This window comes from Scardovia wiggsiae F0424, assembly GCF_000269605.1.
GTDB classification, from domain to species: Bacteria; Actinomycetota; Actinomycetes; order Actinomycetales; family Bifidobacteriaceae; genus Scardovia; species Scardovia wiggsiae.
Genome location: NZ_AKCI01000001.1, coordinates 265,666 through 278,280, shown reverse-complemented (window position 1 = coordinate 278,280; position 12,615 = coordinate 265,666). Strand labels below are relative to the sequence as shown.

The following is a 12,615-nucleotide window of genomic DNA, read 5'->3' as shown; positions in this document are numbered from 1 at the left end:
TCCTTCCTGCCTGCCATTCAGGTACCTCTTCGGGCAGGATGAGAGGTCTGCCAGTTCCAGCAGAGTAACCAGCAGAAATAAATTATCCTTCAATAAACAGGTCTTTCCCATCAGTAAGGAATGCTACAGGCTTATTACCAATCCGGTCAAGCATCATAATATTGTCCGCAAATACACCGGTCCCTCCATCTTCCGCGGCTGAAAGCTTCTCAGTCATCTTTTTCACTGACCCCTCACCAAGATCATCAATATGTTCCCCTGCTGCAATAAGGTTCTCATCAACCTGGCCATTACTGATGCGAGGTATCTTCGCAATGGTACCACCGGCAAATTTACTGACCCGTGCGACACCTCCCATAATTCTATGTTTGACAGACCCTTTTACATATTCTGTAAACTTTTCCTGACTTTGTAGATATAATTCGTGGTAGCTCTGCTCATACTTTCTGATTTTATTAGAGCAATTACTTAAATAATCCGTATCAAAGTTGCCCAGCAGCATTACTTCAAGAAAAGCCGAAAAAGCATATAAATACTGTGCAGTCTGATAGTTTTTGAACTCTTTAAGCAAAGTGGTAAGTCTTTCTTTATTTCGTGTATCCAGATGGATCAAATCATTCTTGTCCACTATCGCCTTGACCCTCTCTTCATAAAAACCTATATTATTCTTAGAATCACGCTTAATCTCCTGTATCAGGTTAAGCTTGAGACGGATCCAGTTCTCATTTTCTGAATTGAACTTAAGATTGTTCATAACATCATTAAGGGTGTCCAAGTCACCCCGTAATTTCGCTTCTTTGTCTTGTATAAGAAAATCAAGTATTTCCTGCTGTTTTTCTTCAATTTCGTCTAGCTGTTTTGACATTGAGGCCATTGTTACCGTTACTAGCATTACAGTAGGATTAACGGCAGCAGGATTAAAATTTACTTTATTGAGCCGAGCCTGTCCAGCGATATGTCCAGGTTTATCAAAAATAGCCCCCAGATAGCCACTCCCATCGTGAAACCTGGCGAGAGAACCATGGACCCCCTGTTTAAAAGTGACTCTATAAAGCCCCTGCCCCGCAGAATGTTCAAGTGGGATTGCCTTAATCGCCTCTGTAAAGAAGGCGCCGAAAGAGCCAACCTCACTCATGGATATCTTCTTACCGAATTTTCCTCCGGTCTCGGAAAGACTGATATCTTTCCCTACCATCGGTGGATAATACGCAATATCAACTACGGCATTACTGTTTGTGCTGCCAGCATTTTCTGGTAAAAGTTCGTTACTCACCTTTGATAACCCTTTCCTTTCTGTTCTTATATATTACCTCGGCCTTATGATTCGCAAAAAGTAACGTGTCGCAACAATTCCATACTCAAAAACAGGAAAACTGTAACGCTACAGGTTTGCCCTCCAGCCTCTCATTTCCTTTTGTAAAGCCCAGCCATGCAGATGCCGGAGCAGGCAAACAGCCACACCAGGACAACAGCAAGATCCGGCCAATTCATCTGTGAGCTTCCCGGGGAAGCAGCTGCGAGTATCAGCCGATGCATAGGGACAAACGGAAGGCAATTATGAAAAGCAACAATAAAATGCGGGAGCTTATCCGACGAATACAGTATCGGGGAGAACAGCATAGCAACAAACATAACGGCCTGGCCGACTATTGTCACAGTATCCGGAGGGAACCATAAAGCCATTGTATAGCCAAAAGAAAGGTTGACCAGCATACACAGCAGCAGAAGGAGTATCAGCAGCCCTGGATTCTGGGGAACCAATCCGAACCGTGCCCATCCGGCCAGGATTGCCGCCGCAACTCCAGGCGCTGAGACAAGGGCCCAGATCAGCCAGTCAGACAGGAGTATACCAACCCTTGAGACCGGTAAATTGCTCTGATACTCCATAAACCCTTCGCTGATCGACCCGGCCATCATCTGCGGGGCAAGATTGCATCCAATCGTTATCAGGCATAGCTGCCAGACACCAGTATTGACATTCTGTGCAGACTGTCCGCCGGACATATCAAGCATCAGCGTCAATCCATAAACTATAGCAAGGGCAAACATAATCTGAAGGACTGTAAAAGAGACGAACAGATACCGATGCCTTAGAAAGCTCCATTTCAACAGTGCTTTATGCGAGCGGAGAGAAGTTTTCATAATGCCTCGCTTCCCACAAGCTTTTCATATGCCTGCTGGATAGTCCCATGTGAAACTGAGAATGCAAAAGTATCATCATCAATAAAAGCCTGGTTCAGCCGGCTAAGTATCTGCCCTTTATTATTAGGGTCACACTCAAATGCTGTCACAGAATCAGTATGCGTAATGTTGGCCACCGGCAAACCGGACAGCAGCTGCGCAGGATACTCCCCGTTTATCTCAAAACGGATCGTATTGGACAGCGCGGCAAAATCCGGCGGAGCCGAATCAGCAAGCAGATGACCCCTGTCAAAAACCAGCAGCCTGTCTGCTACAGACTGTATTTCTTCGAGGTTATGGGTCACAACAAGCACCAAAGCACCGTTATCAGCAATCCGCCGAAGCAGGTTCCACAACAGCCTGCGGCGTATCGGATCGACATCATTAGTAGGCTCATCAAGCAAAAGTACCTGAGCCTGCTGCACTACAGCCATTCCCAGGGAAACCAGCCTGTGGTACCCTCCTGAAAGCTTGTTCTCAGGCGTGCGGGCATATTCTACGATATCCAGTTCTTCCATAAATTCATGGACAAGCCTCTCCCCAGTATTGCCGGGGAGCCCTCTCATCCCTGTGACACTGGTCAAAGCTTCCTGAGGGTTTACTCCGGTCAATGGCGCGTAAGTCTGCGGCATAAAGGAGCATATCCTACGCGCGGTCCTGGGAGAAGCAGTCAGATCATAAGTATCATATGCGATCTTCCCTGCCGTCGCCTTCACTTCCCCGATAATTGAACCAAGCAATGTCGATTTCCCCGCCCCATTATGGCCAAGGATCCCTGCAATCATGCCGCTGCCCAGCTGAAAACTGATATTGTCGAGTGCCAGATCCGCACTGCGTCCATACCGTTTGCTCAGCGAATCAACAGTAAGCGTACTCATATCGTTTAACCTTCACTTCAAAGCAGATAAACTGTTATTGCCCTGCAACAGATACTATAAAGCTATTAATCAGATCCCAAACAGGCATCCTCTTTTCTGAGGATAGCCAATACGTAACGGCTGAAGTATAAACTGAAATAAGCAAGGTACCGGCACACTGAAGGAGCGGCTACGGGCAAATCACTGCTTATCATGGACAACGACAGGTTTACACTTGCCGTGCTTGCTGCAACCTTGAAAAAGCATCTTCCCGGATGGCATCTCCCTGACCCGGTTGATAAATCTTCCCTGGCTGTTTCCGTTTGCCTTTCACATCATCCTCCAACAGTGCTGCTTGCAGATATATCAATGTCCGATATGAACGGGCTGCTGGCATGTACAGCTATCAGACGCGAAAATTTTTCTACAGCGATACTTATGATGTCATCATTCAATGTAGACCGTTTCGCGCGCAAGGCTGCGGCAGCCGGAGCACAGGGGATCATCCATAAAGATGATCCGGCGCTGATTGCCGAAGCTATCATCCGGATAAGCTCCGGATCCTCCTTCCCCTATAAAAACATCAATTTTGATTCTTCCCAGGATGCTTTTTACAGGATCAGAAACTCTAAAAACACAGAGCTGTCGCCGCGTGAAGCTGAGATTGTGGACTTATGGTGCACTGGTGAATCAATGCAGCAGATCTCTGAAAAACTGGGTATAAGCCAGACAACAGTCCGTACCCACCTGCAGAATGCGGCTAAAAAACTTGGCGTGCCTAATAACCGGGCACTTATACTGGCCTGGTCGGATTTGAACCACTGACTGAGGATTATGATGATGGATGCCCATAGGATAAAAACACTCCGACACTATCTGTCGCAATATTCCAGCCATACCTGGCTTATTGTACTTTCAGTTTTCGGGCTGATCCTTTCCGTCCTTGAAATCCTTATGATATCACCCGGAAGCGGTATTTTCTGGCTTATATTCGTCCCCTATTTAACAATGATTTTCCTGCTCCCGGTGCTCACGCAGTATGGCTGCTGGGCCATCCTTTTCTTCGCCCTGCTCGCCCCATTGGTCGAGGGGCCCAATCATCCTCTGGTACTTTCAGGAGAGATTATTGCTATTGGTGTCCTTGCATATTATTCCTCCCTTCGGGCATCCCTTGCCGCCCTTGCTGTGTGTATTGCCATCCATACCGTTGCTGAGGCTGTAAGCCACCAGTGGGAACCGGTACCATGGGTAGCGGTGGCTGCGCTCTACGCTGCAGGATTATTATCCGGCATAGTTTTTTCCCAGCACAGGAGAAAGCTTGATGCCCAGCGTATCAGTATGGAGCAGAAAATAACGGAAGAACGGCTGAAGAATATGCAGGACAGGAAGGCCCTCGCTATACGGATACATGATTCCGTGACGAATAACCTGTCCGGTATTTCGCTTATTGCGCACAGCCATAGCGGGGCAGGCGCCACGGATAGCATCAGTGAAGCCGATGCACAGGACTGGAAACTGGTTGCCGACCATTCTTCGCAGGCCTTCGCCCAGATACATGAGATACTGGATCTTCTGGATGACGATACATATGCCCGGGATACAGTGCTGTCGGCTAAGCCCGGAAACAGGCAGCCGGCGGCAGCAGGCCTCCTGCCGGAACTGCACAGTTTTGTCAGCAGGGAGCGGTCACGGCTGGAAAACCTCAAATTTACGGGCACTGTAAAAATAAATGGGGCTGATACCCATTTTTCAGATGCTGCGCGTGCTGAGATATTGTCCGTCATAACTGAGATATTTGCGAACATACAGCGCCATGCACCGCAAGGCAGGGATTCATATGCCCTGGCTATTGTCGGCGATGCTGATGGGATCACGATACGTGAAACCAATGATATAAAGGATACCGATCCGCTGCCGGGTGCAGAGGCCTCCGGCCGCGGGCTCCGCATGCATAAAGAAGCTATTGAAGCCTTAGGCGGCACGCTGAGGATGCGGACGGAAGATAACCAGTGGATGATTTACGTGTATGTGCCTGGCAGCTATTCGCCGGCATTGAGCTGATAGTCGAACAACTCAGCAAAATAAGTCCCTGGCTTGATAAGGTCCCTGTATGTGCCGGTTTCAATTATCCTGCCGCCACGGAATACATATATCCGGTCAACCTTCTGCAAAGTCCACGCACGGTGGGATACAAGCACTGTAGCATGTTCATGCGAATCCTGCGACAGCGTGGAATAGATGACCTCTTCCGACTGCGAATCGACATTGCTCGTCGGCTCATCAAGCACACGGACAGGTGCAGGGCGCAGCAGCATACGCGCAAGTGCAAGCCGCTGCCATTCGCCGCCGGACAGGCCTACGCCTCCCCATTCTGCGCCAAGCTGGGTATCCAGCCCCTGCGGCAGCCTGCGTATCACAGATTCCTCTTCCACAGCACGCAGGGCATCCCATATCTGAGCATCATCTACCGTACCCTCGGGAAGCCCAAGGAGGAGGTTATCGCGGACAGTAAATTCAAAACGGTTATATTCCTGAGGCATAACAGCAAAATGGCTGATACGTTCATTAAATCCTTCAGCGGTTATATCCTCGCCGTTAAGTATCAGGGTCCCGCCCTGCGCAGGCACCACACCGAGCATAGCCTGCAGCGTCGTTGTTTTGCCTGCACCGTTGCGCCCCACAAGGGCAATCGTTTCACCCATACGGGCTTCAAACGAGATGTCAGCAACGGACGGCTCAGTTTTCCCGGGATATACTACCGTAAGGCCATCCAGCTTAAGCAGCGGCGAACCAGCTAATGTGCTGCTGCGGGCAGCGGCAGGGATATGGGCATAAGCACTTCCTTTCTGCGCATCACGGGTACTGCCATGCTGCTGCGCCGGGCTGCCGGCGGGCTGTCCAGCGGCTTCAGCTTTATCCTCATTATCGTTGCTGTGGATGAATGAGATAAACGCCTCTATTGACACAGAATTTTTCGCCATGCCTCCCAGCCTGTATCCCAGGCTGGCCATGCTGACTATCCCGGACAGGATACCTACAAGGACGCCTGAAAGGACAGGGGCGCTGACATTATTGTTGATAAGCGCGATAAGTGCCCCTACAACGAAAACGAGGATCAGAAAGCCGGCAACCAGCATACCTGATAAGTAGATACGGTCAAGGTAAAGGTTGCCTTTCAGCGCTTCATCACGTTTATCATTGGCGAGCTTCGCCACATATTTGCGCCCCTGGAGCTGCGCAAGCTCGTGCGCCTGCTGCTCATATGTGATCTGGTTCTCAAAATATTCCGACCGCCTGTTCATTTTAACGATCTTTGGCCAGACCACAGCCTCCACATTTGCCAGGATAGCGGCAGCTACAGTTATGGGGAATAAGCACAGTATCACCAGGATGGCCGCAAGAGGACTGAGATACCAGATCGACAGGAGCAGCGACACACAGACAACGATCATGGAAAGTATGGAAGCTATACCGCTTGACTGGGAAGACACTGCCATATTATTCACAGCTTCCCTTGCCTGGCGGGCCTCTTCCGCTTTGCGCTCACGGGTCAGGCGGGCAGGGCTGATACGTGCGATAGTACTGTTGACCATTTTGAAGCAGGCATTCAGTATCCGGTCGCTGACAAACAGGTTAACTGATTCCGTCAGTATCGACGTTGCCATAGTAAAGGCAACAAGGACACCTGTTGCGGCAGCCCACCACAGGGCCGCTGGACGGGAACCTGACGCTACTGACTGTGTCAGTGACCCTACAACATACGTCTGCAGTCCTGGTGTCACACCGCTTAAAGCGCTCATAACCAGTAAAGAGATAAATGCTGCAGGTGCGGTCTTCAGCGCTGTCCGCAGGCTCCATCCGCATGAATGGACCACTGCTTTCATACGCTTGCCCAGCGACTGCTTAGGCTTCTGATCCGTATTCATCGTATTCCCCTTGTCACGTATGGTCTGCCTATTTTGCCCGCAAGCCGTAATCATTATAACAAAAGCTGAATACCTGGGGACACAGGCCTAAACAGCAAAAGTGCGGTACCGATAAAGCACCGCACTTTCTTACGCTCACCCGGCTCAGTTTGGACCCAGGAACCTAAGCCTGCCGTTATTTATTCTGTCGGATTATCCTGAGGCAGCGGTTCCGCTGCAGAACTGCCTGTACCGCCGGTATCGTCAGGATGCCCCTGCAGCCCGGCATTGCCAGCACCTTCAGGCGCAATATCAGCACCAACAGGCACCGGTTCAGCAGAAGGACCTTCAGGGCTGCCGGCCTCAGTATCACCGGAATCCGCAGCAGGGATGCCGCCCCCGTTCCCAACGCTGAAATCAAAAGGCCGGCTGGTAAAAGTGAATTCACCAAGGATACCTTCGCCTTCAGCATCAACAACAATCTGCTCATTTTCCTTCAGATCTCCAAGGAGTATCTTCTCGGATATGGCATCTTCAACATCGCGCTGGATCACACGCTGCAGCGGGCGGGCCCCCAGCAGCGGATCAAAACCCTTCTGGGCGAGCAGGTCCTTAGCCGCGCCGGTAAGCTCTACGGACATATGGCGCTCGAACAGGCGGTCGTTCAGAGTCCTGACATCAAGTTCCACGATCTGGCGTACTTCAGGCTCAGTCAGCTGCCTGAAGACGATAATATCGTCAAGGCGGTTAAGGAACTCAGGACGGAACTGCCCTTTAAGCTCGCTCTGCACCTGGTCTTTCATACGCTGATAGCTGGTATCAGTATTCCCGCCGATATTGAAGCCTGTGCTCTGCGCCTGCGATATCTTGCTTGTGCCGAGGTTCGTAGTCATAATGATGATCGTATTCTTGAAATCGACCTTGCGCCCCTGTCCGTCAGTCAGGTGGCCGTCATCCAGCACCTGGAGCAGCGTATTGAAAATATCCGGATGCGCCTTTTCGATCTCATCAAACAGGATCACTGAGAACGGCTTGCGGCGGACCTTTTCAGTCAGCTCACCGCCTTCCTCATAGCCTACATATCCCGGAGGCGCGCCAAAAAGGCGTGAAGTAGAATACTTCTCGCCGAACTCGGACATATCTACGCGGATAAGGGCATCCTCATCGTCAAACAGATACTCTGCAAGCGTTTTGGCAAGCTCTGTTTTGCCCACACCCGTCGGCCCTGCAAAAATAAACGATCCGGAAGGCCTTTTAGGGTCTTTCAGCCCCACGCGGGTACGGCGGATAGAGCGAGACAGGGCTTCAACAGCCTCGTCCTGCCCGATAACACGCTTATGGAGCTCGCTTTCCATGTTAAGCAGCTTTTTGGATTCAGTTTCCGTCAGCTTGAAAACAGGGATGCCTGTGGAAGAAGAGATCACATTGGCAATAGTGTCCTCATCCACGACCATGGAAACATCAGATTCGCCTTCACGCCAGGATTTTTCCTTGTCTTTACGTTCCTGTTCCAGCTTTTCCTGGGCATCCCGCAGGGAGGCAGCCTTTTCGAAATCCTGGTCTGCAATAGCCTTGTCCTTATCGGATTTGACTTTCTCGACCTTGATATCGAGCTCCTTAAGGGCGCTGGGGGCCGTGAGCCTCTTGATGCGCAGGCGCGCGCCCGCCTCATCGATCAGGTCGATAGCCTTGTCCGGCAGGTTACGGTCCTGGATATAGCGCGCGGAAAGCTCGGCCGCGCTCTGGATTGCCTCATCAGTAATAGTCACATGATGATGGTCCTCATACTTCTTGCGAAGGCCTTTGAGTATCTCAATAGTTTCAGCGATAGTAGGCTCAGCTACCTGGATAGGCTGGAAGCGGCGTTCCAGGGCTGCGTCCTTTTCAATATACTTACGGTACTCATCTGTTGTAGTAGCACCGATAGTCTGGAGTTCGCCGCGCGCCAGCATCGGCTTGAGCATATCGGAAGCACCCATTGCACCGTCTGCCGACCCTGCACCGACGATAGTATGGATCTCATCAATAAAGAGCACGATATCGCCGCGGGTCCTGATCTCTTTAAGGACTTTTTTCAGGCGTTCCTCAAAATCGCCGCGGTACCGGGAGCCGGCAATCATTGAACCAAGGTCGAGTGCGTATACCTGCTTGCCCTTAAGGGTCTCGGGGACATCGCCTGCAACGATCTTCTGCGCAAGCCCCTCTACTACGGCAGTCTTGCCAACGCCCGGTTCGCCTATAAGCACAGGATTATTCTTGGTGCGCCGCGACAGGACGACCATCACACGTTCGATCTCGTTGCTGCGCCCAATAACAGGGTCAAGTTTCCCATCCCCGGCTTCAGCGGTAAGGTTGCGCCCAAACTGGTCAAGCAGGGATGAACCGTTTTTCCCCGACTGATCCCCCATCCCTCCGGCGTTGACCATATCGTCATTTGAGCTGCTGGTGCCGGTATCACGGATCGCATTGATCACACTGGAGCGCAGGTCTGAGACATCAACACCCATTTTTATAAGGACCTGGGTCCCCACGCCTTCGCCTTCACGGATAAGGCCAAGGAGAAGATGCTCCGTACCAATATAGCTGTGGCCCAGCTGGAGGGCTTCACGCAAAGAAAGTTCAACAACCTGCCGCGCATGGGGCGTGAACGGGATATGCCCTGCTGGAGACGCAGACCCCTTGCCGATCATCTCTTCGATCTGGCTGCGGGCTGCATCAAGCTCAACACCTTTAGCTGCAAGGGCTTTCGCCGCTACGCCTTCACCTTCACGGATAAGGCCAAGGAGAAGATGCTCCGTACCAATATAGTTATGCTTCAGCGCACGGGCTTCTTCCTGGGCCAGGACGATCACACGCCGTGCCCTGTCTGTAAAACGTTCAAACATAAACTTTCCTCTTGTATCGTGTATCTCATAAAGGAATAACTACACTAAACTATACAGATTTGTTGTGACTCCTGTTCCCGTTTTTGATGAATTACGCCGTTAACGCAAAAGTTGCGTTGCTCTGGCTCAACTATAAATACATGCATAATCAACAGCCTTATATATCCCTGAATTTCGTAAAAATATCCCCGCGCGTTGCGTACCGGCTCTGTAAGGGGCTACACTGGGAATGGCAGGCATAGTGGCTCGAGGCTATACAGAAGGGAGTCCGCATGTCAGACACACAGAAGCTGGCCGACATCGTTGTTGGAGTTGACGGGTCAGACGAGTCTTTCGCCGCGCTGAACTGGGCGCTGCGTGAATCCGCTGCAACCGGGCAGAATGTCAACGCTGTATATGGATGGACTCATTCCTGGGATATGGGGGAACGTCCCGAGAATGAAGCTGAATGGGAAAAGATCCACAAGTTTATCACCATGGAGCTCAACGAATGGGCTGAAAGGGCAAGCCGCGGCATTGATTTCGACCGGGACAGGCTCACCCTGACTTCAGTCCATGCTGCAGGATCCACAGCGCTCCTGAACATAGGCAAAAATTCACACCAGATAATCGTAGGGAGAAGGTCACTAAGCAGGCTGGCCAGATGGTTCCTCGGTTCCATGTCGGATTCCCTCCTTGACCGCGCCCAGGTCCCTGTAACAATAGTCCATGCAGATACAGCCGAAGAAACAGCTGCCGAAGGATCAATCGCCAAAGCACTCAAACCCGAGGGTGCCGGGCGCTCCACAGGCCAGGAAGACAGTGATGAGGGAGGCGAGATTTCGGTAACCGAATCTGAAATGCTCGGTTCTGCGCTTATGCCGATCGTGGCAGGAGTAGACGGGTCGGCCGTATCCAAACGCGCACTTGCTTTCGCTGCAGAAGAAGCGCAGGCTACCGGACGGCCGCTCCAGGTCATATACTGCTGGAGGATAAAGAACCTCTCTGAGATCGCCGACAGGACGCATGCCGTGCCGTCGCATGATGAGGCCCAGGAGTATGCGGATAAAATCGTTGCCGATATCGTCTCCGATGCCCATATCCCCCAATCAGTACGGGTGAACCAGCATGCATTCCATATCAGTGCCGTAAAAGGTCTGCAAAGCGCCTCGCGGTATGCGAACCGGCTGATCGTAGGGTCCCGCGGCCTGACCGGCCTTGATGCTGTGATGCTCGGTTCAGTCAGCCGCCAGCTCCTCGACAGCGCGCGGTGTACAGTAACGATTGTCCACTAAATATACGTAAATATATGCACAGTACGGCTGTAGCGCCGGTATGGGTCCGGAACTGCCGGACGCAGCCTAATCCCTGCCTTCGCCAGCCGGCCCGTCTGCAGCTGCAGACTCAGACTCTTCAATAAGCTCAACCTCAGGATTTTCCTCACGCGGAGCCTGAGGGACGATCTCTATATCAAGGTCATCATCTACACGCAGGTCAGACTGCACCCACAGCTCGGTCGGTTCAGGAGGCTCAATCTCAGAATGTCCGCCGCAGCCATGATCCAGGGAGACCACTTTTCCGTCATCCTGGCTCCACTTATTGGCGCACACACCAAACATGGTCCCCAGTTCGCCCTGGAGAGGGATGAAGAAAGCGCAGGATCCGCAGGTGTTGCCGTCTGCCGCCTGGGTAGACATGGACTTCGGCCCGTGCGGCCCGTTGTACCACCGTTTCGCTGTTTCCTCACGCGCAGCAGCAGTCATAACATGCCGGCGTCCGAGCATAAACTCACTGACCGCAGAAAAAACATCCTCCTGCGACGTATCTGGGCCGGACTCCCTCTCATCACCAGTTCCCTCATTACTATCAGAAGGGTCCCCTGCCCCAGGCTCCATCCGGGGATCATCCTCATCAGTGCCCAGAACATCAGTAGGCGAAAGGTCGTCAGGAGTGATGCGTTCTTTCCACGGGATCCACCGCGGCGCGAGAAGCGCCTTGCCAGAGGGGACCAGTGATGACTCATCTACTGTCCATCTGCCAGTGTCAGGGTCGTGGTACATCGTAATGGACCACTGCCACCCTTCATACCCCGCGATGCCTGACTCAAAACGGTAATCATGGATATTCGCGTCTTCATCGGATACACGGGCATCCACATACCCGCCAACATCCTGAGGGTCCTCAGCAGCTTCAACAGCCGCCCTGTATGCAAGCGCCTTCGGATCCTGCTCCTGGTCATTAGTCTCAGCCATTATGCTCCTAGAACTGTTTCCTGGAAAAATTCCCTATTCCGCGGCTCTCTATGCCATGCGCGTTTAATCCTGGACATCGAAATCGTCAGCAACTGCACGAAGCATAGTTGCCAGCTTATGGGACTCCTGCGCGGAAGGGTACCTGTGGCGCCTCAGGCTGTTGCCCGCAGCGTCAAGCAGCTTGATCAGGTCTTCCACGATCGCTGCCATATCATCGGCCTTAGGGCGGGTCGCCTTGATCACTGACGGCGCAGGACCGAGCACAACAACATCCATCGCCTGGGGGCCCTTACGCCCGTCAACACGGGAAAACTCGACTTTTGCCCCCTTGCGCAGCGTTGTTACGCCTGCCGGCAAAGCGGTTTTGGGAAGGAAGATATCTTCCCCATCATCGCCTGTAATAAAGCCATAACCTTTTTTTGCTTCGAACCAGCGAATTTTTCCTGTTGGCATATCACACCTCTGTCTGCCTGATTCCACCCGGATGCTGTTACTCAGTCCTGAACAGCACACAAGCTAAAATATTCCCGATTTTTCCGTTACGTATACGACTATA

The 12,615-nt window shown here is 51.8% G+C and carries 10 protein-coding genes; 3 read left to right on the top strand and 7 right to left on the bottom strand.

The genetic code is table 11. The features are described from left to right. Positions 1-82: 82 nt before the first annotated feature. The 3 genes from HMPREF9156_RS0101320 to HMPREF9156_RS0101310 form a co-directional block, all read right to left on the bottom strand. Complete coding sequence (locus HMPREF9156_RS0101320; RefSeq protein ID WP_007148133.1) at positions 83-1,273, bottom strand: hypothetical protein; 1,191 nt, start codon at positions 1,271-1,273, stop codon at positions 83-85. A gap of 131 nt (positions 1,274-1,404) precedes the next feature. Continuing rightward, positions 1,405-2,142: an ABC transporter permease gene (locus HMPREF9156_RS0101315; protein WP_007148132.1), complete on the bottom strand. Its 738-nt coding sequence runs from the start codon at positions 2,140-2,142 to the stop codon at positions 1,405-1,407. Then, on the bottom strand, positions 2,139-3,059 hold the full coding sequence (locus HMPREF9156_RS0101310) for an ABC transporter ATP-binding protein (RefSeq protein ID WP_007148131.1): 921 nt from the start codon (positions 3,057-3,059) through the stop codon (positions 2,139-2,141). Before HMPREF9156_RS0101310 ends, HMPREF9156_RS0101315 begins: the two co-directional genes overlap by 4 nt. A 192-nt stretch (positions 3,060-3,251) precedes the next feature. Here HMPREF9156_RS0101310 and HMPREF9156_RS0101305 point away from each other — a divergent pair, with 192 nt between their 5' ends. Continuing rightward, positions 3,252-3,863 carry a response regulator transcription factor gene (locus tag HMPREF9156_RS0101305; protein ID WP_007148130.1) on the top strand — a complete coding sequence of 204 codons (612 nt, stop codon included), beginning with the start codon at positions 3,252-3,254 and terminating at the stop codon, positions 3,861-3,863. 9 nt (positions 3,864-3,872) lie between these two features. After that, positions 3,873-5,099, top strand: coding sequence for a sensor histidine kinase (locus HMPREF9156_RS0101300; RefSeq protein ID WP_155998888.1), 1,227 nt, complete (start codon positions 3,873-3,875; stop codon positions 5,097-5,099). On the opposite strand, the gene HMPREF9156_RS0101295 is transcribed toward HMPREF9156_RS0101300, so the two are convergent. Both HMPREF9156_RS0101295 and HMPREF9156_RS0101290 read right to left on the bottom strand, forming a co-directional pair. Beyond that, positions 5,078-6,964 carry an ATP-binding cassette domain-containing protein gene (locus HMPREF9156_RS0101295; protein ID WP_007148128.1) on the bottom strand — a complete coding sequence of 629 codons (1,887 nt, stop codon included), beginning with the start codon at positions 6,962-6,964 and terminating at the stop codon, positions 5,078-5,080. The two genes, HMPREF9156_RS0101300 and HMPREF9156_RS0101295, sit on opposite strands and share 22 nt — an antisense overlap. Positions 6,965-7,143: 179 nt before the next feature. After that, positions 7,144-9,828: an ATP-dependent Clp protease ATP-binding subunit gene (locus tag HMPREF9156_RS0101290; RefSeq protein ID WP_007148127.1), complete on the bottom strand. Its 2,685-nt coding sequence runs from the start codon at positions 9,826-9,828 to the stop codon at positions 7,144-7,146. A gap of 272 nt (positions 9,829-10,100) precedes the next feature. Between HMPREF9156_RS0101290 and HMPREF9156_RS0101285 the strand changes: the two genes are divergently transcribed. Next, positions 10,101-11,102, top strand: a complete 1,002-nt coding sequence (locus tag HMPREF9156_RS0101285; protein WP_007148126.1) for a universal stress protein — start codon at positions 10,101-10,103, stop codon at positions 11,100-11,102. A 66-nt stretch (positions 11,103-11,168) separates the two neighbouring features. Here the strand turns inward: HMPREF9156_RS0101285 and HMPREF9156_RS0101280 are convergent, their stop codons facing one another. Further along, positions 11,169-12,059 carry a DUF3027 domain-containing protein gene (locus HMPREF9156_RS0101280; protein ID WP_007148125.1) on the bottom strand — a complete coding sequence of 297 codons (891 nt, stop codon included), beginning with the start codon at positions 12,057-12,059 and terminating at the stop codon, positions 11,169-11,171. Between the two features lie 63 nt (positions 12,060-12,122). Then, a complete protein-coding gene (locus HMPREF9156_RS0101275) occupies positions 12,123-12,512 on the bottom strand; it encodes a cold-shock protein (RefSeq protein WP_007148124.1) in 390 nt (129 codons plus the stop codon). Positions 12,513-12,615: the final 103 nt, after the last annotated feature.